This window comes from Kitasatospora sp. NPDC089797, from assembly GCF_040684795.1.
Classification (GTDB): domain Bacteria; phylum Actinomycetota; class Actinomycetes; order Streptomycetales; family Streptomycetaceae; genus Kitasatospora.
Genome location: NZ_JBFBGS010000061.1, coordinates 17,693 through 42,952, shown reverse-complemented (window position 1 = coordinate 42,952; position 25,260 = coordinate 17,693). Strand labels below are relative to the sequence as shown.

Genomic DNA, 25,260 nt, shown 5'->3' with positions numbered 1-25,260 from the left:
CGCAGGCGCGTCCGAGGCGCGGCGGAGGCCGGTCCGGCCCCGGGCGTGGGAGGGTGGCTCATGCCCCTGAGCGACTTCCACCTGCGCGCCTCGGTCGCCGTCTCCGACATCCGGCGGGCGGCCGCGTTCTACGAAGGAAAGCTGGGCCTGCGGGCCCTGCGGACCGGTCCCAGCGCCGACATCCCGGACGGCAGCCGGGTCTACGGTTCCGGCGGCGGCCCGGCACTGAACGTGTACCAGTCGGGCACCGCCGGCACGGCGCAGGCCACGGTGGCGGTCTGGTACGTCGACGACATCGAACGGGTCGTCGACGAACTGACCGCCGCCGGCGTCGACTTCGTCCGCTACGACGGACTGGCGTACGACGCCCGGGGCATCACCGCCCGGGCCGGCGGCGGACGCATCGCGTGGTTCCGGGATCCGGACGGCAACACCTTCGCCCTCGAAGCCGACGCCTGAGCCCCGACGCGCCGCCGGCCCGCCGGGGTTCGTACCGCATGATCCGGCCGTGCTCCGCGAGGAAACCGACCCCGTGGCCCGCTACTCCCCGGCCCCGGCTGCGAGTTCGGCGACCTCGGAGAGGTCGGCCGACTGCCGGGCGACGGCGCGTGCGTAGTCGGCGTCCGGCCACGGGTCCCAGGCCGAGACCTCGTCCATGACGGCGTGGGCCTCGATCCGGTGGGTCATGGAGGTCTCCAGTTCCTGGAAGACCCCGTCACCGGCGCTGTTCCCGGCTCCCGCCCGCCCGTCGGTGTGGGCGAGGCAGCGGACCGGGTGGGCGGCGTGCGGTCCGTCCCGGCCGAGGAACCGGCCCCGGACGGGATCGGGCCACACGTCCGACCCGAGCCGATGGCTCCAGGTCGGGCGAGGACTGAGGCTGCCTCAGCGGCCCCACCCCGGGCGGGGTCAGCCCCGGGCGGGCAGGGCGCCGCAGGAGGAGCGGACCACCAGGGACGGCAGCAGGCCGATGTGGTGGGCCGGGAGGTCGGCGCCGGTGGAGAGGCGGCGCAGCAGCAGGTCCAGGGCGACGGTGCCGACGGCCTGCTTCGGTGGGGCCACGGCGGTGAGCGGGGGGGTGGTGAGGGAGGCGAAGACGTCGTCGTAGGAGATCAGCGCGAGGTCGTCGGGGACCCGCAGGCCCCGGGCGCGCAGGAGTTGGGGCAGCTGGATCGCGTCCCGGTCGTTGTGGACCAGGACGGCCCGCACACCCTGTTCGGCGTGCTCGGCGACCCGGTCGGCCAGCCACTCGGGGTCGGCCGGGGCCATCGGGTCGGTGCCCCAGGGGTGCACCTCGACGACGGGGTGGGTCTCCAGGCCGAGCAGCCGGGCGGCCTCCTGGTAGCCGGCCCGTACCTCGTGGGCGGTCCGGGTGTCGTTGCGGGCGGCGAGCAGCACCGACCGGTGGCCGAGCGCGGCGAGGTGGCGCAGGGCCAGCAGGACGCCGTGGCGGTGGTCGGAGACGACCGCGTCGAGGTCGGCGGCGACCGCCCCGGCGGCCGCGCGGCGCTCGACCAGCACGGTGGGGACGGGCAGCTTGGTGAGCCATTCGCCCTCGTCCGGGCTGCCGGGCCGCCAGTTCGGGGTGAACAGCAGGCCGTCGACGCCGGAGCCGAGGATGCGCTCCACCTGGGCGCGGTCGTCCTGCGCCTCGTAGGGGGAGATGCCGAGCACCAGCCGGGCGCCGGCGGCCGTCGCGGCGGACCGGGCGCCTTCGATGATCTCGTCGAAGTAGGAGCCCACGGTCGGTACCAGCAGGCCGACGACCGCCCCGGCGCCACCGGGGCGGCGGCGGCCCGCGGCGGCGCCCTGCGGCAGGGAGACGGAGCCGTGCGAGCGCTGGAGGAGGCCGCTGTCGGCCAGCGCCGCGACGTCCCGGCGGATCGTGACGGTGGGCATGCCGAGGCGTTCGGCGAGGTCGGTGACGCGCACCGAGCCCAGCTCGCGCACCACGTCGAGGATGCGGGCCCGACGCTCCTCCGCCGAGATGGCCACGGGGTCTCCTCCTGGTCGTTCCGGGCTGCAGGCCGACCGCCGACAGTCGATCGAATCGTATCGCACGGTCGAAATTCGATCAAAGGCCTGGTGAGGCCATCGATGGGCCGATGACCGCGGGGGGCAGTCGCTTATCGCCTGTGTTCATTTCTGATTGATTGGTCTATGTTGTGCTCATCTTCAAGCAGAACGCTGCAACTTTGCGCAGGAGTTTTCATGTCATACGTCGCCGCGGAGATCGCCACCCAGCCCGCATGCTGGTCCCGGGCACTGGAGTTGAACCCCGAAGGCCTGCCCCAGCCCGGTGAGCGCGTCGCCGTCCTCGGCTGCGGCACCTCCCTCTACATCGCGCAGGCCTACGCCGCCCTGCGCGAGGAGGCCGGGCTCGGCGAGACCGACGCCTTCGCCGCCTCCGCCTTCCCGCACACCCGCCGCTACGACCGGGTGCTCGCGATCACCCGCTCCGGCACCACGACCGAGGTCCTCGAAGCCCTCCACCGCACCCCCGGCACCCCGCGGACCGCGATCACCGGCGATCTCGACACCCCGATCACCGGCGCGGCCGACACGGTCGTCGACCTCTCCTTCGCCGACGAGAAGTCCGTGGTGCAGACCCGCTTCGCCACCACCACGCTCGCCCTGCTCCGCGGCCACCTCGGCCTCGCCACCGCCGAACTGCCCCGACAGGCCCGACTCGCGCTCGACCAGGACCTGCCCGAGGGCGTGACCGCCGCCGAGCAGTTCACCTTCCTCGGCACCGGCTGGACCACCGGCCTCGCCCACGAGGCGGCCCTCAAGGTCCGCGAGGCGTCCGGCAGTTGGACCGAGTCCTACCCGGCCATGGAGTACCGGCACGGCCCGGTCAGCATCAGCGCCCCCGGCCGGGTGGTCTGGTTCCTCGGCGAACCGCCGGCCGGCCTGCTCGCCCAGGTCGAGGCGACCGGCGCCACCGCCGTCACCGGCTCCGGCCTGGACCCGATGGCCGAACTGATCCGCGCCCAGCGGCTCGCCGTCGCCCTGGCCGACGCCCGGGGCGTCGACCCGGACCGGCCGCGCAACCTGACCCGCTCGATCATCCTCGCCCAGCCGTGACCGTCATCGCCCTCGATGTCGGCGGCACCGAGATCAAGGGTGCCGTCGTCGCCGACGACGGCACCCCGCTGCGGTCCGAACGCTGGCTCACCCGCTCCGACCGCGGCCCCGGCGCCGTCATCGACACCGTCCTCGGCTGCGCCACCGACCTCGCCGACCTCGCCCGCCACGCCGACACCCCGCTCCGGGCCGCCGGGATCGTGGTCCCCGGTGTGGTCGACGAGCGGACCGGAACGGTCCGGCGCGCCGTCAACCTGGACTGGCACGACGTCCCGATCCGCCCCTGGCTGGCCGAACACCTCGGCCTGCCGGTCGCCTTCGGCCACGACGTCCGGGCCGGCGGCCTCGCCGAGGCCCGGCTCGGCGCCGGCCGGGGCAGCGACTCCTTCCTCTTCGTCCCGGTCGGCACCGGCATCGCCGCCGCCGTCCTGCACGGGGGCCGGGCCGTCACCGGCGCCCTCGGCGCCGCCGGGGAACTCGGCCACCTGGTCGTCCGCCCCGACGGCGAGCGCTGCGCCTGCGGCAACCGCGGCTGCCTGGAGACCGTCGCCTCGGCGTCGGCCGTCGCGCGCCGCTACGCCCGGCTCACCGACCGTCCGACGGCGACCGCCGAGGACGTGCACCGCGGGCTGGGCGACGGCGAGGCGGCGGCGGTACGGATCTGGGCCGAGGCGGTGCACGCGCTCGCCGATGGGCTGGCCGCCGCGACCACCCTGCTGGACCCGGAACGGATCGTCCTCGGCGGCGGCCTGGCCCGGGCCGGCGAGGACCTGCTCGGCCCGCTTCGCCGGGCCCTCGCCGACCGGCTCACCTTCCGGTCCGCGCCCCGGCTGGTGCGGGCCGAACTCGGCCACCGGGCCGGCTGCCTGGGCGCGGCGCTGCTCGCCCTCGACCTGGCCGCCGACGTCGCGGCCGCCGCCGACCCCGCCTCCGACGTCGCCGCCTCCGACGCCTCCGAGACCGCCGGCTCCGTCGCCACCCCCGGAGGTGCCCGGTGATCCTCACCGTCACGCTCAACGCGGCCGTCGACACCACCTACCGCCTCGACCGGGTCGCCCCGCACGCCAGCAACCGGGTAACGGCGGTCACCGAACGGGCCGGCGGCAAGGGGGTCAACGTCGCCCGGGTGCTGGCCGCCCTCGGCCACGACACCGTCGCCACCGGCTTCGCGGGCGGAGCCACCGGGCACCACCTGCGCGCCGACCTCGCCGAGGCCGGGCTGCGCGAGGAGTTCGTCCCGATCGGGGGAACGACCCGGCGCACCGTCACCGTGGTCGAGGAGGCCGCCGGCGACGCCACCGTCTACCTGGAGCCCGGGCCGGTCATCGGCGCCGACGAGTGGTCCCGCTTCACCGACCGCTACCGCCGACTGCTGCGCACTGCCGAGGCCGTGGTGCTGTCCGGCTCGCTGCCCGTAGGCGTCCCCACCGACGCCTACGGCTCCCTCGTCGCCCTCGCCGGGGAGGCGGGCGTCCCCGCCGTCCTGGACGCGACGGGCCCCGCCCTGCTTGCGGGCCTGGCCGCCGGCCCGGCACTGGTCAAGCCCAACGCGGCCGAACTCGCCGCCACCGCGGGCCCGGTGACCCCGCTCGCCGGGGCCCGCACGCTGCGCGCGGCCGGGGCCCGGGCGGTGGCCGTCTCCCTCGGGCCCGGCGGGCTGCTGCTCAGCAGCCCCGAGGGCGACTGGCGGGCCCGGCCCCCGGAGCAGGTCCGCGGCAACCCGACCGGCGCGGGCGACTCCGCCGTCGCCGCGCTCACCGCCGGCCTGGTCGCCGGCACCCCCTGGCCCGAACGCCTCGCCGACGCCGTGGCCCTGTCCGCGGCCACCGTCCTCGCCCCGCTCGCCGGCAGCTTCGACCCGGCCGACCACCGGCGGCTGCTGCCCCGGGTGACGGTCCGCCGGGTCCACCCCGCGCCCCCTTCGTCCGCTCAAGGAGAGCCATGCCCCTCGTAGCCACCGGATCGATCGTCGGACCGGCCGCCCGCGGCCGGCACGGCGTCGGCGCCTTCAACGTCATCCAGCTGGAACACGCCGAGGCGATCGTGGCCGGTGCGGAGCGGGCCGGAGCACCGGTGATCCTCCAGATCAGCGAGAACGCCGTGCGCTACCACGGTGCCCTCGCCCCGATCGGCCAGGCCGCGCTGGCGGTCGCCCGGGCCGCCGACGTCCCGGTCGCGGTCCACCTGGACCACGTGACCTCCGCCGACCTGGTCGGCGAGGGCGTCCGGCTCGGCTTCACCTCGGTGATGTTCGACGCCTCGACGCTCGACTACGAGGCCAACGTCCGGGCCACCGCCGAGGTGGTCTCCCGCTGCCACGCGGAGGGCGTCTGGGTGGAGGCCGAGCTCGGCGAGGTCGGCGGCAAGGACGGCGTCCACGCCGCCGGGGCCCGCACCGACCCGGCCGAGGCGGCCGCCTTCGTGGCGAGCACCGGCGTGGACGCCCTCGCGGTGGCGGTCGGCAGCTCGCACGCCATGCTGACCCGGGACGCCGTCCTCGACCTGGACCTGATAGCCGCCCTCGACCGCGCCGTCCCGGTGCCCCTGGTGCTGCACGGGTCCTCCGGAGTGGCCGACGAGAACCTCGCGGCCGCCGTGGCGCACGGCATGACGAAGGTGAACATCGCCACCCACCTCAACAAGGCCTTCACCGCCGCCGTCCGCAGCTGCCTCGACGCCCGCCGGGACCTGGTCGACACCCGTCACTACCTCGGCGCCGGCCGCGACGCGGTCGCCACCGAGGTCACCCGCCTGCTCACCCTGCTCCGCGCCGCCTGACACCGGGGCCGACTGACGCCGCGACCCGTCACGACGCCGCGACCCGTCACGACGCCGCGACCCGTCACGACGCCGCGACCCGTCACGACGCCGCGACCCGTCACGACGCCGCGACCCGGCGTCGTGACGGGGGAGCGCTACAGCGCGTGGGTGAGGCGGTCGGTCAGCAGGCGGGTGAACCGGGCCGGGTCGGGCAGGTCGCCGCCCTCGGCGAGCAGGGCACTGCCGTGCACCAGCTCGGCGGCGTCGGCGAGCGCCGGGTCGTCGGCGTTCGCCCCGTGCGCCCGGCGCAGGGCGGTGACGAGCGGGTGGGCGGGGTTGAGTTCCAGGATGCGCTTGACCTGGGGGAGTTCCTGGCCCATCGCCCGGTACATCTTCTCCAGGGTGGGGGTCAGGTCGTGGGCCTCGCCGACCAGGCAGGCGGCGGAGGTGGTGAGGCGGCTGGAGAGGCGGACCTGCTTGACGTGGTCGGCCAGGGCGGTCTGGAGCCAGGAGACCAGCGGGGCGAAGTCCTGCTCGCGCTGCGCCTTCTCGGCCTTGGCCTCGTCGCTGCCGGCCTCGTCCCCGTCGCCGTCCAGGTCGACCTGGCCCTTGGCGATGGACTGGAAGCGGTGGCCGTCGAAGGCCGGGACCTGGTCGGTCCAGACCTCGTCGACCGGGTCGGTGAGGATCAGGACCTCGTAGCCCTTGGCGGTGAAGGCCTCCATGTGCGGGGAGTTCTCCACCATCGCCCGGTTCTCGCCGGTCAGGTAGTAGACGGTGTCCTGACCGTCCTTCATCCGCTCCACGTACTCGCGCAGCGTGGTCGTCTTCTCCGGGTCGTTCGTCGAGGCGGCGCTGACCAGGTCCAGCAGCGCGTCGGTGTTGTCGCGGTCCTCGAGCAGGCCCTCCTTGAGGACCCGGCCGAACTGCTCCCAGAGCGCGGTGTAGTCGTCGCTCCGGTTGGTCTTCACGTCCTTGAGCGCGCCGAGGACCTTCTTGACGAGGCGACGGCGCACGGCGGTGATCTGGCGGTCGTGCTGGAGGATCTCGCGGGAGACGTTCAGCGACAGGTCGTGGGCGTCCACGACGCCCTTGACGAACCGCAGGTAGTTCGGCATCAGCGCGTCGCAGTCGTCCATGATGAACACGCGCTTGACGTACAGCTGCACGCCCCGCTTGGTGTCGCGGGAGAAGAGGTCGAAGGGGGCGTGGGAGGGGACGAACAGCAGCGCCTCGTACTCGAAGGTGCCCTCGGCGCGCATGTGGATGGTCTCGGCCGGGGGCTGCCAGTCGTGGCTGATCTGCTGGTAGAACTCGCTGTACTCGGCCTCGGTCACCTCGCTGCGGGAGCGGGCCCACAGCGCCTTCATCGAGTTCAGCGTCTCCAGCTCGGGCGCGGCCCCGGCGGTGGCGTCAGCGCCCTCGGCCGCGTCACCGGCCGCGTCACCGGCCTCGGCGGCGGCGCCGGTGGGCTCGACGGCCATCCGGATGGGCCAGCGGATGAAGTCCGAGTACTGCTTGACGATCTGGCGGATCTTCCACGAGGCCAGGTAGTCGCCCAGTCCGTCCTCGCCGTCCGCCGGCTTGAGGTGCAGCGTCACCGAGGTGCCCACCGGCAGGCCCTCGGCCTCCGCGACGGTGTAGGTGCCCTCGCCGTCGGACTCCCACGCCGTCCCCTGGTCGGTGCCCGCCCGCCGGGTGTGCAGGGTGACCTTGTCCGCGACCATGAACGCCGAGTAGAAGCCGACGCCGAACTGCCCGATCAGGCTCTGCGCGGCCTCGGCGTCCTTGGCCTCCTTGATCTTGGCCAGCAGACTGGCGGTGCCCGACTTGGCGATGGTGCCGATCAGCTCGACGACCTCGTCGCGGGTCATGCCGATGCCGTTGTCCCGCACCGTCAGCGTGCGGGCCTCCCGGTCGACGTCCAGCACGACGTGCAGGTCCGCGGTGTCGGCGTCGAGGCCGGAGTCGGTGAGGGATTCCAGGCGGAGCTTGTCGAGGGCGTCGGAGGCGTTGGAGATCAGCTCGCGCAGGAAGATGTCCTTGTTCGAGTAGATCGAGTGGATCACCAGCTGCAGCAGCTGGCGGGTCTCCGCCTGGAACTCCAGAGTCTGGGTCGGACTGGCCACGGAAAGGGACTCCTTCAAAGGGTGATGTCCAAGGGTGCTGGGGTGTCGGCGGGGAGCGGGGCCGGGCCGGCTCCGGCTGTACCGGTGTCCTGCGCGTCCACGTCGTCACCCCTCTCGCTGACCGGGACCTCGTCGTCGCCGGCATGACACCCTATCGAGGTCCGTGGTTCCCGCTCCCGGTGTTCCGGCTCCCCGCTGGGCAGGTCCACCGCGCCGTGCCGTCCGCCCTGGTGCGGGCCTGCCCGCCACGACCGTTGTACTTGCCACCATTTTGCCGTTCCTTTACCCTGGTGGCGCCGCTGACCACGGATCACGCCCCGCCGGCGAGGGGTCGATCCCCGATGCAAGGACACCCATGCTGCCGACATCACGCGGGCGCCGCCGGACCGTCAGGGGCGATCGGGGGCGTCGACGCCTCTCGGACCTCCTCGGTCTGACGGGTGAACCCGCGGCCGGAGGCCCGTGGGCGGCGGCGCTGGACCTGGTGGCGATGGTGGCCGCACTGGCCGTCACGGTCCTGGCCTGCCGCGCCCTGGGGCTCGGCGGCTGGCCGGCCGTCCTGATCGGCGGCTGCGCGGCAGCGGCCACCGGGCACCTGGGCCCGGGCGCGCGCCTGGTCCGCCGCCGACGGGCCGGAGCCCGCTGACGACGCCCGACGAGGGCCGGAGGTTCCGCCAGGCGCCCGCCGTCCGGGCTACGCGCCGCCCCGCGTGGCCGCCGGAAGGGCGTCGAGCACCGCGTGGACCGCGCCGCGGACCTGGGCGGCGACGGCCTCCGGGGTACTGCTGTCGAGCTTGCCGTCCAGGTGGAGGAAGGCCAGGCCGTGGACCAGGGCCCACACGGCCGTCGCCAGGGCGTCCGCGTCGGCGGCGGGGAAGAGGCCGTGGACGAGGTCGCGGACGTAGCGGGTGATCGCGGCGGTCGCGGCGACCCGCTCCTCGTTGTCCGGGTCGCAGGGTTCCGCGAACATCACCCGGAACATCGCCGGGCGGTCGAGGGCGAAGCGCACGTAGGCGAGGGCGACGGTGGCGAGTTCGTCGGGGGTGGTGGGGGAGGGGTGCGCCGCGGTGAGGATCTCGGCGAGCTCGCGGTACCCCTCGGCGGCGACCGCCGAGACCAGGGCGTCGCGATCCGCGTAGTGCCGGTAGGGGGCGGTCGCGGAGACCCCGGCCCGGCGGGCCACCGCGCGCAGGGACAGGCCGGCGCTGCCGTCCTCCTCCAGCAGTTCCCGGGCCGCGCGCAGGCACGCGGTGCGCAGATCGCCGTGGTGGTACGGACCACTGGTCTGTGGCATGGGTCACCCTCCCTCATGTTTGCACTGCACACATCCGCCGCCTAATGTGAGCGGTGTACACATTCTAGTCGACGGAGAAACCGGTCGACGGAGAAGGAGGGCCCGGATGGCCAGCGCACTGTTCTCGCCCCTGCACCTGCGTTCCGGAGCGGTGCTGCCCAACCGGATCGCCAAGGCGGCCATGGAGGAGAACCTGGCCGCCCCGGGCCAGCTCCCCGACGGCCGGCTCGTCGAGCTGTACCGGCGCTGGGCCGCCGGCGGCACCGGACTGCTGATCACCGGCAACGTCATGGTCCACGCCGAGGCGCTGACCGGCCCCGGCGGAGTCGTCCTCGACGCCGCCGCGCCGCTGGAGCCCTTCGCCGCATGGGCCGAGGCCGGGAAGTCCGCCGGCGGGAAGATCTGGATGCAGATCAACCACCCCGGCCGCCAGATCGCCTCCGACATGCCCGGCGTGGTGTGGGCCCCGTCCGCGGTGGGCGTCGACCTCGGCCGGCACAGCGGCCGCTTCGGCCGGCCCGTCGCGATGACCCCCGAGCAGATCCAGGACACCGTCGCCCGCTTCGCGGTCACCTCCGCCCGGGCCGAGCAGGCCGGCTTCGACGGCGTGGAGATCCATGCCGCCCACGGCTACCTGCTGTCGCAGTTCCTGTCCCCCCTGGTCAACCGGCGCACCGACGCCTGGGGCGGCTCCCTGGAGAACCGGGCCAGGATGCTGCTGGACGTGGTCCGCGCCGTCCGGGCCGCCGTCTCCCCCTCCTTCGCCGTCGCGGTCAAGCTCAACTCCGCCGACTTCCAGCGCGGCGGATTCGACGCCGACGACGCCCGCCAGGTCATCGGGATGCTCGCCCCGCTCGGCGTCGACCTGGTCGAACTGTCCGGCGGCAGCTACGAGAGCCCGGCCATGACCGGCCGCCGCGCGGACCAGCGCACCCAGGCCCGCGAGGCCTACTTCCTCGACCTGGCCGAGGAGTTGGTCACCACCAGCCCGCTCCCGCTGATGCTCACCGGCGGCATCACCCGGCGCGACACCGCCGAACGGGTCCTGGCCGGCGGCGTCGAGCTGATCGGGATCGGCACCGCCCTCGCCGTCACCCCCGACCTGCCCAACCGCTGGGTCACCGGCCGTGAGGCCGACCGGCAGCTGCGCCCGGTCACCTGGTCCGACAAGGCGCTCGCCTCGGCCGCGAGCATGGCCCAGGTCCGCCGCCAGCTGCGCCGCATCGCCCGGGGGGGCGAGCCCGCCCCCGGCACCCACCCCGCCGTCGCCCTGGTCGCCGAGCAACTCCGCCAGCGCAAGGACCTGCGCCGCTACCGCGCCTGGCTGCCGACCGCGGCCGGGTGACCCCGGCGTCCTTGCGGTGACAGCGGGCCCGGCCCGGCCGGCCCGCCGCCGGGTCGACCGCTCAGGACGGCGTGTGCCCCCACCACAGGCGCGGGTCGTCGGGCGGCCCGGTCCGCGCGGGGCGGACGGCCGCCGCCAGGACGGGGAGCAGCGCACGGGGGTGGAGCAGGACGGCACTGCTGCGCGTCATGTGCATCGCCTCCAGGAAGCGGCGGAACACCTCCGGCTCGGCCGCCATCGCCCGCTGGACCGGTGGGAGGACGGCTCCGGCGAGGCGGGCGGTGCGGTCGGGCCGCGGCTGCTGCCAGCCGCGGTCCTGGACGGTGGACATGAGCCACGGGCGGCGGGTGAGCCGGGCGAGACGGCGCTGGTAGGTGTGGCCGAAGCCGGGGGCGCCGGCCTCCTGGACCATCGTGCGCAGCAGGTCGGCCGCCATGGCGGCGACGCCCATGCCCTGGCCGTAGAGCGGGTTGAAGGCGCAGACGGCGTCGCCGAGGACGATCAGGCCGTCGGGCCAGCGCGGGAGCCGGTGGTAGTGGGTGCGCTGGTTCGCGCAGCGGGCGTAGCCGCGTACGGACGTCAACGGCTCGAAGCCGGAGAGGAGTTCGGCCAGCGGGGTGCGCAGGCCGCGGGCGAACGCGGCGAAGCCCTCCGGGTCGTGCGGCGGATGGTCGCCGGCGGCGCCCTGGAGGGTGACGAGGAGCCGGTCGCCCTCGACCCGGGTGGCCATGAAACCGCGCCGGACGTGCGGGGCCTGGAGGAGTTCCATGGCTGCCGCCCACGGGGGGCTGTCGGCGCCGCCGGTCGCGTACAGCCGTGAGGCGTAGCCGACGCCGGCGTCGATCACCGTCCGCCGCGGCCCCGGCAGCCCGAGCCCGGTGAGCCACTGCGGCAGCTGCGAGGCCCGCCCGTTCGCGACCACCACCAGGTCGGCGTCAACGGCACTTTCCTGCCCGGGAGTTGAGCGGACCACGACCCCGCGCACCCGCGGTGCGCCGCCCGTCAGCCCGGTGACCCGCACGCCCGGTCGGATCCGGACGTTGCCGAGCGCGACGACGCGTCGGCGCAGGCGGGCCTCCAGGAGCGGGCGGCTGAACGTCTGCAGCGGGATCCCGGTCCGGGTGCGCGGCGACCAGCAGTCGGGGAAGCGGAAGGCGACGATCTGCCCGAAGTCCCCTCCCGGGGCCCCGGCCGCGGTCAACTCGGCCCGCAGGCCCGGGAAGAGAGCCTCCATGACGTCCGCGCCCCGTGCCGTCAGCCCGTGCACGTGGTGGCCCTGCGGCACACCCGGCCGCGGGGCGGGCCGGTCCGGGAGGACGTCCTGTTCGAGGACCTCCACCTCCGCGCACGCGTCGGCCAGCACGCGCGCGGCGAGCAGCCCCGCGATGCCGGCGCCGACGACGACGGCCCGGGGCCGGCCGGTCACCGCCAGGCGGTCCGGGCCGGACCGGTGGCCAGGGCGGGTTCCCCGGCCGGAACCAGGGCGGAGTGGGGCCGGGTGGTCCGGCTCCACGCCAGGTAGCCGCTCATCGCGCTGCGCATGCAGTCGGCGATCCAGTGGGCGGCGGTGGCGTCCCGGAACCCGACCGTCTCCGACAGCCGCTGCTCCAGGAGGAGGAACTCCTCGCACCAGGAGGTGACCATGTCCTGGATCTCGCGGACGCTGTCCTCGCGCCCGCAGCCCAGCTCGTTCTCGATCACCAGCACCAGGTTGTGGAGGTCGCCGCGGGACTCCTCCTGCTCCACGGAGTGCACGTCGTCGAGGGCGTCGACCACGTCCGCGGTGATGTCGAGCATCCGGCGCACCACGGCGTCCGCGGAGAGCCGGCGCGGGAGTTCGAAGCCGTAGGCCTTCTGGCTGAGGTCGATCATCGCGTCGACGAAGCCGGAGCGGCGGCGCAGCTCCGCGTACGCGGCGCGGGTCGGCACCCGCCGGTGGGCGCGGGGGTGGGCGCGGTCGTGGGCTTCCTGGGTGCGGGCGCCGAGGTACCACTGCCAGTGCTGCCCGGCGCGCTCCAGCCACGCGGGGGAGGCGCCGTCGGCGAGGCGGCGCCACACGTCGCCGAACGCCCGGACCAGCGGTCCGGCACCCGCCGGGGGCCGTCCGGCGGTGGCGATGACGGTGGTGAGGTCCGCGCAGACGGCGGCGACGCGCTCGGGCCGGACGGTCGGCGGGCCGTCGGTGTGGCCGTTCAGGAAGGTGGCCACCACGACCGCGTCGACGGTCAGGTCCAGCTGCGCGCCGATCGCCAGGGGGTTCCACGCGGCCATCAGCCCGGCGATGTCCCGGCGCCGGAAGCGCAGTTCGTCGACCTGGTCCCCGATGAGCCCCTGCCGTCGGCACCAGAGGACGCTGCGGTTCCGGGCGGCGTCGACGTCCGGACTGGTCGCGGCCCCGAAGGGCAGGGCGAAGGCGGTGTCCTGAGGCATGCTGGGCCCTTTCGGGGGAGGGGTGCGGGCCGTCGCTCCACCCCAGGGTCCCCGCGTCGGGTCCCCGGCCGCAAGGGGGCCGCCGGGTACCTGCCGTACGGCGGCCCCCTGGCCGGGGCGGCGGCCCGCCCGGTTCAGCTCCGGAGCGTGGCGAGCCAGGCGGTCAGCAGGCTGTTGACCTCGTCGGGGCGTTCCTGCTGGATCCAGTGGCCGCAGCCGTCCAGGAGGTGGGAGGCGGACAGCCGGGGCAGGGTGGTGGGGTAGGCGTCGATGGCGTCGGACATCCAGGTGGTGGAGGCGTCCAGGGTGCCCCCGATGAACAGGGACGGCTGCTCGATCGGGGCTCCGCGGTACGGGGCGAGGTCCTCCCAGTCGCGGTCCATGGAGCGGTAGCGGTTGAGGGCACCGGTCAGGCCGGTGCGCTCGAACTCCCCGGCGAAGACGTCGAGGTCCTCCTCGCTCAGCCAGGCCGGGAGCGGGCCGGCGGGGAAGCGGTCGCGCAGCCGGCGGCCCGGGGTGACGAAGTGCGGGTCGGGCTCGCCCTCGGCGGGCATGGTGTCGGCGGACAGGGCCGCGTAGAAGCCCGCGAGCCAGCCCCGGACGTCGGGCTCGATCTCCGCTTCGGCGCGGCCGGGCTCCTGGAAGTAGGAGACGTAGAACTCCTGCTCGGGGCCGCCGAGTCGGCTGAAGATGTCGGTGGGTCGGGGGCCGCCGGGCGGCGCGTAGGGGACGCTCAGCAGGCCGACCGCGCGGAAGGTCCCGGGGTGGATCAGGGCGGAGGCGGCGGCGATGTTGGAGCCCCAGTCGTGGCCGACGATCACCGCGCTCTCCGCGCCGAGCGCCCGCACGACGGCGACGTTGTCCTCGACCAGGTCGAGCATCCGGTAGGCGTCAGTCGCGGCGGGCCGGGAGGACCGGCCGTAGCCGCGCACGTCGATCGCCACCGCCCGGTACCCGGCCGCGGCCAGGGCCGGGAGCTGGCGGCGCCAGGAGTACCAGGACTCGGGGAAGCCGTGCACGAGCAGCACCACCGGGCCGGCGCCCTGCTCGACCAGGTGCAGTCGCCCGGCAGGGGCCTCGACGGTGCGGTGGCGCAGGGCGGTGGTCGGCTCGGATCGCATGGGAGTCTCCTCGGTTTCGCGGGCTGCGGGGACTCGTCGATCATGCGGCGCCCCGGCCGCTCCGTGCGATCGGCGTTGCCATTCTGGCAAGATCGCAGGACGGGGCGGTGAAGCGGTACGGCCGGAAGGAGCGGGGACGATGGCAGGAGACGACGTGGCCCGGGCGTTGGCGGAGATGGGGCCGCGGCTGCGGATCGCGCGTGAGCGCCGCGGCGTCACCCTCGCCGACGTCAGCCGCGCGACCGGCATCTCGTCCAGCACGCTGTCGCGGATCGAGACCGGCCGGCGCAAGCCCACCCTGGAGGTGGTGCTGCATCTGGCCGGGGAGTACGGAGTCGGCCTGGACGAGTTGGCGGGCACCGCGCCCGCCCCGGCGGCCCGGCCCCGCAGCGCGGCGCCGCACGGGTCCGGCGACGACAAGGTGGTGGTGCCCCTGACCCGGTACGTCGGTGGCCTGCACGCCCACAAGCACGTGCTGCCGGCCGCCGCGGAGCAGTCCGGGCGGCCCCGGCAGGCGTCCCACGAGGGCTACGAGTGGCTGTGCGTCCTGTACGGGCGCCTGCGGCTCGCCCTCGGGGAGCAGGACCTCGTCCTGGCCGCCGGGGACGTCGTCGAGTTCGACACCCGGATCCCCCACGGGGTCGCGAACGCCGGATCCGCCGGACCGGTGGAGTACCTGATCATGTTCGGGCCGCAGGGAGAACGCCCACGGCTGCGCACCCCTCCGTCCACCGGCCGCGGAGCCGGTGACGGAAGGGCGCCGGACGAGCAGTGATGACGGATCGTCAGCCGTTGGCCTGGCAGAGGTTGTAGCTCTTCTCCGCGTGCAGCATGGACTCCAGCTCCGGGTATCCGAGCTGCTTGTAGCTGTAGTACGCCACGGTGTACTCCACGTCGCACTTGTTGGCGGCGGACGCGGAGGGGGCGGCGGCGATGCCGCCGACCACCGCGGTCGCCGAGACCGCGAAAACGGCGAGGGAACGGGAGAAACGGGTCATCAAGGGCACATCCCTTCGGGTTGGTTCCTGGGGTGCTCGGGTATGCGCCGATTCTGTCCCGGGGGGTGGCCGCCGTTCCATCCGAGAAACCTAGGATGCGGGCCCCGGACCCCGGACTCCGGGCCCCGACGGCCGACGGCCGACGTCAGCGCGACTGCGCCTCCGCCTCCACCGCTTCCAGGAGCCGCGCCGCGACGGCGACTTCGGTGCCCGCCAGACCGACCGAGCAGAACACGGTGATCTCCTCGCGTCCGGTGCGCCCGGCCTCGGCGCCGGCCAGCACGGCACCGAGGCCGACCATCTGCTCGACGGGCAGCGCGAGCGGCTCGCCGTAGTCGGCCACCTGCGCGGGCGAGTCCGTCACGATGAGCCGCGCGCGTCGCGCCAGGGCGGCGGGAAGCTCGTGGCGCGCCGCTGACTTGGGCCCCAGGGTCGTCACATGGGTACCCGGCGCGATCCAGTCGGCCGCCAGGACGGGGGTCGGACTGTTCGTCGCCAGGATCACGACGTCACGCTCCCGCACCGCCTCCTCGACCGTGCCCACCGCCCGCACCCCGACGCCCAACTCGTCGGCGGCGCGCCGCGCGAACGCCTGCGCCCGCTCGGGCCGGCGGGACGCCACCGCGACCTCCGTCAGCCGGCGCACCGCACGGACGGCCCACAGCTGCGCCCAGGCCTCCGGTCCCGTGCCGACGAGCCCCAGCCGCACCGGCCCGGGATTGGCCACCGCGTCCACGGCCACGGCCCCGATCGCACCGGTGCGCCGCGAGCCCAACTCGGCACCGTGCACGACGGCCCTGAGCCGTCCGTCCCCGCCGTTCCACACCGCCACCAGGTGCTCGGCCCCGACCGCGGTGTCGTAGACGCGGAAACCGAACAGCTGCTGCGCGCGCAGCCGTCCGGCGGTGAACACCAGCCGTCCGTCGCCGAGTTCGGCGTGCACCCGCGGCGGGGCGACGAGGTCACCCGCGTGCGCGGCCAGCAGGGCCTCGCGCACGGCCCGGACGGTACGGGGGGCGTCGAGGTGCCGGCGGACGTCGTCGTCGTTCAGCAGGAGCACGGACATCGGCGGACTTCCTTCGCGGGAACGGGAGCGGGAACGGGAACGGGCCGGCAACGCGGGCCACTCCCTCGGCCCGGCCCTCCGGCGCACCCGCACCCGCACCCGGGCGTCCCCGGGTGCGCCCCGGCGGTGACCGCACCGCCGGGGCGCGGTGCCTCAGGCGTTACAGGTGAGCTGGGCGACGCCGCGCCAGACCATCCCGATCCTGGTGCTGAACGGGCCGAAGGATATGTGGCACTGGGCGGCGGTGTAGCCCGCCGCCTCGCCGTCGCGGAAGGCGACGGCCCGTGCGGCCATGCCGGCCGAGAACTGGTCGGAGCCGAAGCCGTAGGCCGTGAACGTGGTCTGCCCGGTGACCGCGGTGTGGGCGCTGGCCGGCAGGGCGCCGACGGTCAGCAGGGCCCCCGTGGCAAGAGTGGTCACGAGCACGCGCTTGAGCGGATTGATCATGGGTCGGATCCTTCTTTCGAAGCCGGTGGCGAAGTCCCCCACGGGCGCCGGATCCGCCCGCGGCGCCGATGCTCCCACACAGCAGTCACACCAGCACCGCGAATTTGCCACAGCTTTTCCAGCAGCCAACTCCCCACCGTGCACGACCGTTTCGGAACAGCCGGCCCGAGCGGAACCGGCTGTCGGCCCGGTGGCGCCGGGAGGCGGCATCCCGGCGCCGTGCGGGTCACCCCGTGGTGCAGCCGGCGGTGGCGCAGGCCCGCCAGGGGCCCCACCCGCCGCCCGGGGTCCGCTCGGAGACCGTGGCGTACATCGAGGGGGCGTTCCACATGTGCGCGACGACCGTCAGCGTCCCGTCGGCCGCCTGCGTCACCGCGGACGGGGTGGCGACGGTGGCCGGGAGGGGGCCGGGGCCGAGGTCCGTCCAGGTGCCCCACGTGCCGGGTGCGGTTTGCTCGTTGACGTACAGCCGGGGGCTGCCGGAGCCCTGGTAGACCTCGAAGAGGGCCAGCGTGCCGTCCGCCCGTCGGAACGCCACCGGCGCCCCGAAGAAGCGCGGCACGGTCGCCCCGCCCGGGCCGAAGGCCTCCGGCGCCGACCACGGGCCGTCCTCGTCGGTCTGGTGGATCCGGACCAGCACGGCCGACTGGTAGCCGATGGTGAACACCTCCAGGCTGCCGTCGGCGTTCGCGGCGGCGGTGAGCACCGCGTTCTGGAAGTTCAGGGCCAGGCCGCTGACCTGGCTCCAGTCGCCGTACGCCGCGCCGGGGGCGCTCTGCGAGCGGTACCAGATGGTCTGGCCGGTCACGTAGTCGGTCGAGAAGACCGACACCTGTGCCCGGGTGCCGTCGGGGCGGGTGACCGTGGTGGACTGCCCCTGGGTGCCCGGCGGCGTGGCGTCGTGCGGCCGGACGACGGCGGACGCCACCGCCGCCACCGTGTGGGCCTGCGGCCGGGGCTGCGCCTGGGCGGCGGGTGCGAGGAGGCCGGCCGCGCCGATGAGTGCGACGCAGACGGCCGCTGCCGCCGTGGATCGCCGTGCGTTCTTGCGCATGGGTGGTCCGTGTCCTTCCGGTCGTTCGCCGAGGCCCGGCCGGACGGTGGCCCGGGCCCCGGCCATCCTGCCCGCCGGGCGGCCGCCGGGTGGACCTGCGCGGGGAATTGGCCGGAACCCGCAGATCGGTCCGGGCCGCCACCGCTGACCCCGCCTCCGCTGCGCCGCGGTACGGTCGTGCGGGGGCGGGTAAAGCCGTTGGACGGTTCGCTGCCGCACATGAGATCTTGAGCGTCGTTCAAGGGCCCGGCCCAGGTGGCGGGCCGCGAGCGCGACGGACGGTCGTCCCCCGACCGGACGGGCCCGGGCGATCCTGCGCCACCGGCCGCGACACCGAGGGAAACCGACGACTTCCGATGCACATCACCACGACCTTCCGGCTGACCGAGGCCGACGTCCGAAGAGCGATCCGCAACAGCCCGTCGGCCCGGGGGATGTCGATCTTCGGCGTGCTGTTCCTCCTGGTGGGCCTGTTCACCCTGGCCGTCGACACCGACCCGAAGATCTGGCTGGTGATCCTCGGCCCGGTGCTCGTGGGCTTCGTCGAGCTGGTGGTCGTCCGCCAGGCCGCGCGCAAGAGCGCTCCGCTGCTGGCCGAACCCTGGACGGTACGGATCACCGAGCAGCACTACGCCCTGGAGACCGCCGTCAGTCAGGCCGAGGTCGACTGGAGCGCCTACCGCCAGGTGACCGCGCGGTCCGGCTACTGGTACCTGCAGCAGACCAACCGGGCCGTCGCCTTCCTCCCGCAGCACGCCTTCGACGAGGCGCAACTCGCCCAGGTGGCGGCCTTCTTCGCCCACCGGCTGCCGCCGCTGAGGCGCCCCTGGTACCGCCCGTTCGGCTGACCCCGCAGCCGGGGGGCTCCCGGCCCCCGGCCCCCGGCCGCGGCAGCGACCTCGCCGCCCTTCCCCTCCGGAGACCGCCCGACGGTAGCGTGCTCCGGCAGAGCCGACACCGTCACCGGCAGAGGGAGCCGTCCCATGAGGCGTCAGGTCAGGTCACGGCTGGCCCTGCTGGCCGTGGCCGGGGCGCTGGCCGTGGCTGCTCCGGCCTCGGCACCCACCGCTGGGACGGCGCTGCCGGTGGTCTCCCCGAACGGCGGGTGCCGACCGACGGACGTCCGACCGGCTTCGGCCTCCCCGGACGCTCCGGCGCCGCAGTGGCACGGCGGCGGGGCCGACCTGCACCGGACGCAGACCCGGCCGAGCCGGGTCGGCGCCTTCGGTGACGGTCTGATGGCCGACGGCCGGACCAACGGGGAGACCTTCCACGACCGGACCATCCGCATGGTCGCCCACACCTCGGTCGCCGGCTCGCTGCCGCGGGTGCGGCTGAGCAACCGCTACGGCGGCTCGCCGTTGACCGTCGGAGCCGTCGACCTCGCCCGGCAGGGCGGCACCGCGGGCACGGCCGAGACCGGCACCCACCGCACGGTGACCTTCGCCGGCTCCACCGGCGTCACCGTCCCCGTAGGGCAGGAGGTCGTCAGCGACCCGGTGCCGCTCGGCGTGGAGGCCGACCGGGACCTGCTGGTCAGCCTCCACCTGCCCGACAGCCCGGCCGGTGCCGACACCTGGCACCAACAGGCCCTCGACACCACCTGGATCTCCACGGCCGGCGACCACACCGCCGACGACGGCACCGCCAACTACCCCGCCACCGCGCAGCACCGGTACGTCCTGGCCGGGATCGACGTGGTCTCCCGGACGGCCACCGGCACCCTGGTCGCCGTCGGCGACTCGATCACCGACGGGGTCGGCTCCACCCCGGGCGCGAACCGCCGCTGGCCCGACGACCTCGCCCGGCGGACGGCCGCGACCGGCGGCGGAACCGGTCGGGCCGTGGTGAACGCCGGCATCGGCTCCAACCGGGTCCTCACGGATGCCGGTACCGGCGGCTACAACAAGTCCCTGATCAGCCGGTTCCGACCGGATGTCCTCGGCCATCCCGGGGTCACGGACGTCCTGGTGCTCGAAGGCATCAACGACATCGGCGACGACGTCGGTTCCGGGGGAGTCGGACCGCTGACGGCGGCCGACCTGGAGCGCGGCCTGCTGGACGTCATCTGCCAGGCGCACGCGGCGGGAGTACGGATCACGGGGGGAACGATCCCGCCCTTCCGGGGCGCCAGGTACTACACGGCCCGGGGCGAGCGGATCCGTACGGCCGTGAACCGGTGGATCCTGACGAGCGGCGCGTTCGACGGCGTCGTCGACTTCGACGCGGCGCTGCGGGCCCCCGGCAACCCGTCGGCGCTCGACCCCGCGTACGACTCCGGCGACCACTTGCACCCGAACGACGCCGGGTACCGGGCGATGGCCGACGCGGTGGACCTGAACGCCTTCGCCCGGTAGCGGACAACGGCCGCTCGACGGCGAACGGGTCGGTCGGGCGGGGTCAGCGCATGTGCGATCCGCCGTTGATGTCGAAGGTCGCGCCGGTGACGTAGCCGGCCTCCTCGCTCGCCAGATAGGCGACGAGCGCGGCGACTTCGGACGGTCGGCCCAGGCGGCCGACGGGGATGCTCTTCGCCGCCCCGGCCACCGCCGCGGCGCCGAGCTCGTCCACCGCGGGGGTCCGGACGGCGGCCGGAGCGACGGCGTTGACGGTGACCCCGTACGGGGCGAGTTCCCGGGCGAAGACCTTGGTGAGCGCCAGGACGCCCGCCTTCGCGGCGGAGTAGTGGGCTCCGGCGAGCGTTCCGCCCTGCTGGCCCGCCAGCGAGGACAGGTTGATCACCCGCCCCCAGCCGCGTTCGCGCATCGGCCCTGCGCACAGCCGGGTCAGGACGAGGACGCTGCGCAGGTTCGTCGTCATGACGGAGTCCCACTCCGCCAGCCCGATGTCCCAGACCGATCCGGACACGGTGCGGGCGGCGTTGTTGACCAGGACGTCGGGCGCGTGCCACCGGCCCGCGACCTCCGCCACCGCCGCCTCGACCGCCGCGGCGTCGTCCACGTCGGCCGTCAGTGCCAGCACGCCGCCCAGGCCGGGGTCGAGCTCCCGGGCCGTCCGGGCGACGGTGTCGCCGTCGCGGTCGAGCAGGGCGACCCGCAGCCCGAGCCGGTGCAGCCGGGCGGCGATCGCGGCGCCGAGGCCACGACCGGCCCCGGTGACCAGGGCGACCCGCTGCGCTCCGGGGCCGGGACCACCGGTGGCCGCGCCCGTGCCGTCGCCTGCCGTGCCGTCGCCTGCCGTGTCGGACACTGTCGGCTTCCTCTCCGCAGGCCGGCTTCACCAGTGGCTCGGTACCCCGCCGGGGCCGTGGCTGCGAGGCTACTGCGGCAGGGTGGCACCGGTCCACTGGAGCGTCCACTTCTGGCTCCCGTGGCCGTTGCACTGCTGGATCACCGTCCAGGAGCCGCTGTAGTTCTCCTCGTGGGACACGTCCAGGCAGGCGTTGGCGAAGACGTTGACGATCGAGGCCGCTCCCGGGTCCTGCGTCCGGACCTGCTCGCCGCCGGGCCCGGCCCGGTTCGGGGCGGCCGTGCGACGCCGTCACCCTGTCCGGCGGGCGACCGTCGGACAGGGGGCGGTTGACGGCCCGTCACGGCACGGGTTTTCCGCCATTCTCGAACGGATCGCCGGAACCGGCCGCGGCCGGGGCGGGGGCCCAGCAGGATGCCTTGCATGTCCACGCTCACCACACTCGTCAGGGCCGGCCTCGCCGCAGCCCTGGCCGCGACCGCCGTCGTCACCGGTGCCACCGCCTCCGCCGCGGCGCCCACCGACGACCCGGCCGCCACCGGCCCGCACGTGGTCCTGTCCCAGGCCGGGAACTACCCCTCCGAGCAGCAGCGGGACGGCGTCTTCTCGCTGTCCTGGGCCTCGGTCGGCACGGAGGACCTGATGGGTCCCACCCACTTCACCGTCGACCTGCCGCCGGGGGTGACCACCAGCGGCGCGATGTTCTACTCCATGCCGCCGGACTACACCTTCACCGAGCACGTCTCCTCCGACGGCCGGCACCTGGAGGCCGTCCTCCTCGGCAACCGCGCCCCCGGCCGGTCCGACTTCATGAAGATCGCCCTCCACGCGAACGGGACCGGGCCGATCACCGGCGCGATCACCGCCCTGGTGGCCAACGCGGACGACCAGGACCCGACCGGCCACCTCTCCACCCACGTGTTCGGCGGCGACCAGCCGGCCCCGGCGCTCCCGGCGGCGCCCCGGGTCGACGCCGTGGACACCGCGACCGGCCCGGGCGCGGGCGGCACGCCCGTCACCCTCTCCGGCAGCGGCCTGGCCGGCGCCATGGTCCTGTTCGACGGCGTCCCGGCGCCCGGCAGCTGTACCGACACCGCCTGTACGGTCACCACCCCCGGCGGCTCCGGTACCGCCGGGATCACCGTGGCCGGTCCCAGCGGCAGCACGGACGCTCCGGCCGACTTCACCTACACCGGCGCCGCGCCGCCGCTCCCGCCCGTACCCTCGAGCCTCCACCTGACCCCCAACGGCAGCGGCCCGGACGGGGCTGAGCTCATCATCGTCGGCTACGACCTGGCCGGCGGTACCGTCGCCTTCGACGGCGACCCCGCCGTGCACTACTCCTGCGGCCCCCAGCTCTGCACCGCCACTGCCCCGCCCGCCGACGGCCCGGGCCCCTTCGACGTCACCGTCACCACGGCGGGCGGCACCAGCGCACCGGTCCCGTTCACCTACCCGTCCTGACAGCACCGCCGGTGTCCGCTCAGATGACCGGGTCCTCCGGCAGCCCGGCGCCCAACAGGGCGCGGCCGTAGATCTCCTGGTTGGTCTGGACACTGAAGGCCGCGTGCCGCGAGGCGGTTCCGACGTCGCGCCAGGCCCGTTGCAGTGCCGAGCCGTCCGCGAAACTGCCGGCCCCGGCGGTGTCGAGCAGCAGGCCCACCGCCTCGCGGGCGCACCGCATGGCGTGGGCCGCGTCCATCCGGGACCGGGCCCGGTCGAGGAGTTCGGGGCGGTCACCGGCGCGGGCCGCCGCGTCGACCTCGTCGGCGGCGCGGCCGAGGTGGAGGCGGGCGGTGTCGACCAGCACCGCCGCCTGCGCCACGTTCAGCTGGTGGGCGGGGGACTCGGCGACCAGCCGGTGCAGCGGCGAGACCGCCCGCCTCCCCCCGGCCGCAGCTGCCACGACCCGGTGCAGGCAATCGGCGGCGATTCCCACCGCCGTCGCCACCAGGGGCAGGTTGATGGAGAGGTGGAAGGTGATCCGCGGCTCCCCGGGATGGCGCCGCCGGTAGCCGCCGTCCGCCATCGTGGAGAGGGAGACCGTCCTGGAGTCCGGTACGTACACCTCCTCGGCGACGGCGGTGTCGCTCCCGGTCCCGCGCATTCCGGCCACGTGCCAGACGTCCTCGACGGTCAGGGCGGACCGCGGGACCAGCGCCATGCCCCGCTCCGTCCCGCCCCGCTCGCCGGCCCAGGCGAAGCCGAGCAGCACCCATCGGGCATGGTGGATCCCGGACAACCAGGCCCACCGGCCGTTCAACACCCAACCGCCGTCCACCCGCAGCGCCGTTCCGGAGGGATTGGAGGAGCCGCAGACCACGGCGTCCGGACTCGCCGCCCAGACCGCGGCCCGCTCCTCCGCCACCAGCTGGGAGGTGAACAGCGCGCCGCCGTAGGCGATGCCGACGGTCCAGGAGGCGGCCGCGCAGCCGTGCGCCAGTTCCTCGCACACCTCGACCGCGGTACGGACGTCCGCGCCGAGCCCGCCACAGGCCGCGGGTGTACCCAGCCGGAGGAGGCCGGACTCCCGCAGTGCGCCCACACTCGCGTCGGTGAGCCTGCGGAGCTGCTCGGTGCGGGGAGCCTCGTCGGCGAGGAGCGGGATCAGCGACCGTGCCGCTGCGACGGGCCCGGGGGCGGCGGGGCCGGGGGTCTCCATGGACATGCTCGTCTCTCTTCTCTCGGGGACGGGCCGGTGGCGCCCACCCGCATCAGTGGGCCACCGTGTTGGCGAGTTCCCGGCCCCCGGCGAACCGTTCGAGCTGTCGGCGGATCAGCACCTCCAGGCGGGGCCACTGCGTCGTGGTGACCCCGCCGATGTGCGGAGTGATCAGCACGCCGGGAAGTCCCCAGAGCGGATGCCCCGTCGGCAGCGGCTCCGGATCGGTCACGTCCAGTGCCGCGCGGATCCGGCCGCCGCGCACCGCCGCCACCAGCGCCTTCAGCCCGGCCGTCCGGAACTCGGGCGCGAGCTGGAGCCTGGTCAGCACCAGGAAGTCCGGCTGGCTCAGCCCGGTCCGCGGCGTCAGCCCACCGGTCACCAGGGCCCGCAGGTCGTCGCCCAGGGCCAGGGCGGCGCGCCACACGGCCCGCTCGCCGTCGGACAGGGGTTCGGCGGAGATCTCATCGGTCATGCCCCGACGCTACTTCGCGCCGCCGCCGGGAGGGGTGCGGGGCCGGCGCCCGGCAGGATCGGCCGGACGGCGGACCTACCGCCGTCCCGCGATCGCCCGGGCGGTGCGGGCCGCCCTGTCCTCGGTGTCCGCGAGGGCCGTGCCGGCCGCTCCGAACAGGCCCTGACGGAGGAACACGGCGAGGCCGTGCGCGGCACCGGCGACGCGGAGCAGCAGGTCGAACGCGTCGTCCGGGTCCGGGGCCAGTCGCCGGGCGACGGGCAGCAGGAGGCCGCTCAGCTCGTCGCCGGCCGAGGCCAGCGCGGGGAAACGGGCTTTGTCGAGGCCCGCGTGGAAGGTGACGTCGAAGAGCGCCGGCTCCTCGGCGGCGAACCGGACGTAGGCGGCGGCGAAGGCGGCCAGCTGCTCCACCGGGTCCTCGCTGCCGCCGACGGCCTCGGCGAAGCGGCTCCGCTGCTCGCGGTACCCCTGCGTGGCGAGTTCGGCCAGCAGCGTCTCCCGGTCGGCGAAGTGCTTGTAGGGCGCGGCGACGCTCACGCCCGCCCGGCGGCTGGCCTCGGCGAGGGTGAAGCCGTGCGGTCCTCGTTCGCCGACCAGTTCGAGGGCTGCGCGCAGCAGGGCGTTGCGCAGGTCTCCGTGGTGGTGGCCGGTGGGGCGGCGCTTGACGGGTGGGCTCATGCCGCTAAAGTTAACACCACTTACCAGGTGAACGGCATTAACCATGGGAGTGGCCATGATCTCCGCCCGTTTCCACCACGTCAGCCTCTCGGTCGCCGACCTCTCCGCCCAGGAGGCCTGGTACGGCAGTGCCTTCGGCCTCACCCGGGTGGACGAGCGCCTGGAGCTGCCCGAGGCCGGCGTCCGCACCGTCGTGCTGAGCAACCCGTCCGGCCTGCGCGTGGAGTTCGTCGAACGGCCCGGTTCCAGCCCGGCCGTGCACACCGACCCCTTCACCGCGACGGCCGTGCAGACCTTCACCCACCTCGCCCTGCACGTCCCCGACCTCGACGTCGCGTTCGCCCGGCTGACCGCCGAGTGCGGCGCGGCCCCGGTGTCGTCGCCCGGGCCCGGCGTCACCGAGGACATGCGCTACGCGTACGTCGCCGACCCGGAGGGCAACCTCCTCGAGCTGATCGGGACTTCGCGCCCCTGACCCCGCACCGTGCCGCACCGAACGGCCCCGCC

26 protein-coding genes and 2 pseudogenes are annotated in these 25,260 nt (G+C 74.9%); 12 read left to right on the top strand and 16 right to left on the bottom strand.

The annotated features are described in order from the left end of the window. Positions 1-60: 60 nt before the first annotated feature. A complete protein-coding gene (locus AB0O91_RS35340; protein ID WP_363442024.1) occupies positions 61-459 on the top strand; it encodes a VOC family protein in 399 nt (132 codons plus the stop codon). Between the two features lie 81 nt (positions 460-540). On the opposite strand, the gene AB0O91_RS35335 is transcribed toward AB0O91_RS35340, so the two are convergent. After that, a complete protein-coding gene (locus tag AB0O91_RS35335; protein ID WP_363442022.1) occupies positions 541-834 on the bottom strand; it encodes a hypothetical protein in 294 nt (97 codons plus the stop codon). Positions 835-906: 72 nt separating this feature from the next. After that, a complete protein-coding gene (locus tag AB0O91_RS35330; RefSeq protein WP_363442020.1) occupies positions 907-1,992 on the bottom strand; it encodes a substrate-binding domain-containing protein in 1,086 nt (361 codons plus the stop codon). 216 nt (positions 1,993-2,208) lie between these two features. Between AB0O91_RS35330 and AB0O91_RS35325 the strand changes: the two genes are divergently transcribed. The 4 genes from AB0O91_RS35325 to AB0O91_RS35310 are packed head-to-tail and all read left to right on the top strand — an operon-like array spanning position 2,209 to position 5,862. Then, the gene (locus AB0O91_RS35325; RefSeq protein WP_363442018.1) at positions 2,209-3,084 is read left to right on the top strand and encodes a sugar isomerase; all 876 of its coding nucleotides are present in this window, start codon (positions 2,209-2,211) and stop codon (positions 3,082-3,084) included. Beyond that, the gene (locus AB0O91_RS35320) at positions 3,081-4,082 is read left to right on the top strand and encodes an ROK family protein (RefSeq protein ID WP_363442016.1); all 1,002 of its coding nucleotides are present in this window, start codon (positions 3,081-3,083) and stop codon (positions 4,080-4,082) included. Before AB0O91_RS35325 ends, AB0O91_RS35320 begins: the two co-directional genes overlap by 4 nt. Further along, on the top strand, positions 4,079-5,038 hold the full coding sequence (locus AB0O91_RS35315) for a 1-phosphofructokinase family hexose kinase (RefSeq protein WP_363442015.1): 960 nt from the start codon (positions 4,079-4,081) through the stop codon (positions 5,036-5,038). Before AB0O91_RS35320 ends, AB0O91_RS35315 begins: the two co-directional genes overlap by 4 nt. Continuing rightward, positions 5,026-5,862 carry a class II fructose-bisphosphate aldolase gene (locus tag AB0O91_RS35310; protein WP_363442013.1) on the top strand — a complete coding sequence of 279 codons (837 nt, stop codon included), beginning with the start codon at positions 5,026-5,028 and terminating at the stop codon, positions 5,860-5,862. Before AB0O91_RS35315 ends, AB0O91_RS35310 begins: the two co-directional genes overlap by 13 nt. 137 nt (positions 5,863-5,999) lie before the next feature. Here AB0O91_RS35310 and htpG read toward each other — a convergent pair whose 3' ends face one another. Beyond that, complete coding sequence (gene htpG / locus AB0O91_RS35305; protein ID WP_363442011.1) at positions 6,000-7,973, bottom strand: molecular chaperone HtpG; 1,974 nt, start codon at positions 7,971-7,973, stop codon at positions 6,000-6,002. A gap of 355 nt (positions 7,974-8,328) precedes the next feature. On the opposite strand from htpG, the gene AB0O91_RS35300 reads away from it, so the two are divergent. Beyond that, positions 8,329-8,619, top strand: a complete 291-nt coding sequence (locus AB0O91_RS35300) for a hypothetical protein (RefSeq protein ID WP_363442009.1) — start codon at positions 8,329-8,331, stop codon at positions 8,617-8,619. A gap of 48 nt (positions 8,620-8,667) precedes the next feature. On the opposite strand, the gene AB0O91_RS35295 is transcribed toward AB0O91_RS35300, so the two are convergent. Continuing rightward, on the bottom strand, positions 8,668-9,267 hold the full coding sequence (locus tag AB0O91_RS35295) for a TetR/AcrR family transcriptional regulator (protein ID WP_363442007.1): 600 nt from the start codon (positions 9,265-9,267) through the stop codon (positions 8,668-8,670). A gap of 106 nt (positions 9,268-9,373) precedes the next feature. Here AB0O91_RS35295 and AB0O91_RS35290 point away from each other — a divergent pair, with 106 nt between their 5' ends. Then, positions 9,374-10,612, top strand: a complete 1,239-nt coding sequence (locus AB0O91_RS35290) for an NADH:flavin oxidoreductase/NADH oxidase family protein (RefSeq protein WP_363442005.1) — start codon at positions 9,374-9,376, stop codon at positions 10,610-10,612. Positions 10,613-10,673: 61 nt separating this feature from the next. On the opposite strand, the gene AB0O91_RS35285 is transcribed toward AB0O91_RS35290, so the two are convergent. The 3 genes from AB0O91_RS35285 to AB0O91_RS35275 form a co-directional block, all read right to left on the bottom strand. Beyond that, a complete protein-coding gene (locus AB0O91_RS35285) occupies positions 10,674-12,038 on the bottom strand; it encodes an FAD-dependent monooxygenase (protein ID WP_363442003.1) in 1,365 nt (454 codons plus the stop codon). Next, entirely contained in the window at positions 12,035-13,042 is a 1,008-nt protein-coding gene (locus AB0O91_RS35280; RefSeq protein WP_363442001.1) for a hypothetical protein, read from the bottom strand. The genes AB0O91_RS35285 and AB0O91_RS35280 overlap by 4 nt, the downstream gene beginning before the upstream one ends. Before the next feature lie 134 nt (positions 13,043-13,176). Next, a complete protein-coding gene (locus AB0O91_RS35275) occupies positions 13,177-14,163 on the bottom strand; it encodes an alpha/beta hydrolase (protein ID WP_363442000.1) in 987 nt (328 codons plus the stop codon). Positions 14,164-14,302: 139 nt separating this feature from the next. Between AB0O91_RS35275 and AB0O91_RS35270 the strand changes: the two genes are divergently transcribed. Further along, complete coding sequence (locus AB0O91_RS35270) at positions 14,303-14,938, top strand: XRE family transcriptional regulator (protein ID WP_363441998.1); 636 nt, start codon at positions 14,303-14,305, stop codon at positions 14,936-14,938. Positions 14,939-14,948: 10 nt separating this feature from the next. On the opposite strand, the gene AB0O91_RS35265 is transcribed toward AB0O91_RS35270, so the two are convergent. The 4 genes from AB0O91_RS35265 to AB0O91_RS35250 all read right to left on the bottom strand — a co-directional run bounded on the left by AB0O91_RS35265 (position 14,949) and on the right by AB0O91_RS35250 (position 17,728). After that, entirely contained in the window at positions 14,949-15,161 is a 213-nt protein-coding gene (locus AB0O91_RS35265; protein WP_363441996.1) for a hypothetical protein, read from the bottom strand. Between the two features lie 145 nt (positions 15,162-15,306). Beyond that, complete coding sequence (locus AB0O91_RS35260) at positions 15,307-16,227, bottom strand: NAD(P)-binding domain-containing protein (RefSeq protein WP_363441994.1); 921 nt, start codon at positions 16,225-16,227, stop codon at positions 15,307-15,309. Positions 16,228-16,380: 153 nt separating this feature from the next. Further along, a complete protein-coding gene (locus AB0O91_RS35255) occupies positions 16,381-16,674 on the bottom strand; it encodes a hypothetical protein (protein WP_363441992.1) in 294 nt (97 codons plus the stop codon). Positions 16,675-16,900: 226 nt separating this feature from the next. Further along, positions 16,901-17,728: a hypothetical protein gene (locus tag AB0O91_RS35250; RefSeq protein WP_363441990.1), complete on the bottom strand. Its 828-nt coding sequence runs from the start codon at positions 17,726-17,728 to the stop codon at positions 16,901-16,903. Positions 17,729-18,084: 356 nt separating this feature from the next. Here AB0O91_RS35250 and AB0O91_RS35245 point away from each other — a divergent pair, with 356 nt between their 5' ends. Together AB0O91_RS35245 and AB0O91_RS35240 are read left to right on the top strand one after the other, a co-directional pair. Continuing rightward, positions 18,085-18,576 carry a YcxB family protein gene (locus AB0O91_RS35245; protein WP_363441988.1) on the top strand — a complete coding sequence of 164 codons (492 nt, stop codon included), beginning with the start codon at positions 18,085-18,087 and terminating at the stop codon, positions 18,574-18,576. Positions 18,577-18,711: 135 nt separating this feature from the next. Next, the gene (locus AB0O91_RS35240; protein ID WP_363441987.1) at positions 18,712-20,085 is read left to right on the top strand and encodes an SGNH/GDSL hydrolase family protein; all 1,374 of its coding nucleotides are present in this window, start codon (positions 18,712-18,714) and stop codon (positions 20,083-20,085) included. A gap of 43 nt (positions 20,086-20,128) precedes the next feature. Here the strand turns inward: AB0O91_RS35240 and AB0O91_RS35235 are convergent, their stop codons facing one another. Both AB0O91_RS35235 and AB0O91_RS35230 read right to left on the bottom strand, forming a co-directional pair. After that, entirely contained in the window at positions 20,129-20,938 is an 810-nt protein-coding gene (locus AB0O91_RS35235; protein ID WP_363441985.1) for an SDR family NAD(P)-dependent oxidoreductase, read from the bottom strand. Between the two features lie 69 nt (positions 20,939-21,007). Beyond that, positions 21,008-21,163: pseudogene (locus AB0O91_RS35230) on the bottom strand (RICIN domain-containing protein); the annotation flags it as partial. A 198-nt stretch (positions 21,164-21,361) separates the two neighbouring features. Between AB0O91_RS35230 and AB0O91_RS35225 the strand changes: the two are divergent. Further along, on the top strand, positions 21,362-22,402 hold the full coding sequence (locus AB0O91_RS35225) for an IPT/TIG domain-containing protein (RefSeq protein ID WP_363441984.1): 1,041 nt from the start codon (positions 21,362-21,364) through the stop codon (positions 22,400-22,402). Positions 22,403-22,421: 19 nt separating this feature from the next. Here the strand turns inward: AB0O91_RS35225 and AB0O91_RS35220 are convergent, their stop codons facing one another. The 3 genes and pseudogenes from AB0O91_RS35220 to AB0O91_RS35210 form a co-directional block, all read right to left on the bottom strand. Continuing rightward, positions 22,422-23,606 carry an acyl-CoA dehydrogenase family protein gene (locus tag AB0O91_RS35220; protein WP_363441982.1) on the bottom strand — a complete coding sequence of 395 codons (1,185 nt, stop codon included), beginning with the start codon at positions 23,604-23,606 and terminating at the stop codon, positions 22,422-22,424. A gap of 46 nt (positions 23,607-23,652) precedes the next feature. Continuing rightward, positions 23,653-23,880: pseudogene (locus AB0O91_RS35215) on the bottom strand (NAD(P)-dependent oxidoreductase); the annotation flags it as partial. A gap of 270 nt (positions 23,881-24,150) precedes the next feature. Continuing rightward, on the bottom strand, positions 24,151-24,753 hold the full coding sequence (locus AB0O91_RS35210; RefSeq protein WP_363441980.1) for a TetR/AcrR family transcriptional regulator: 603 nt from the start codon (positions 24,751-24,753) through the stop codon (positions 24,151-24,153). Positions 24,754-24,808: 55 nt separating this feature from the next. On the opposite strand from AB0O91_RS35210, the gene AB0O91_RS35205 reads away from it, so the two are divergent. Further along, positions 24,809-25,228 (top strand): VOC family protein, encoded by a 420-nt coding sequence (locus AB0O91_RS35205; RefSeq protein ID WP_363441978.1) that lies wholly within the window; start codon positions 24,809-24,811, stop codon positions 25,226-25,228. The last annotated feature ends 32 nt before the right edge of the window (positions 25,229-25,260 follow it).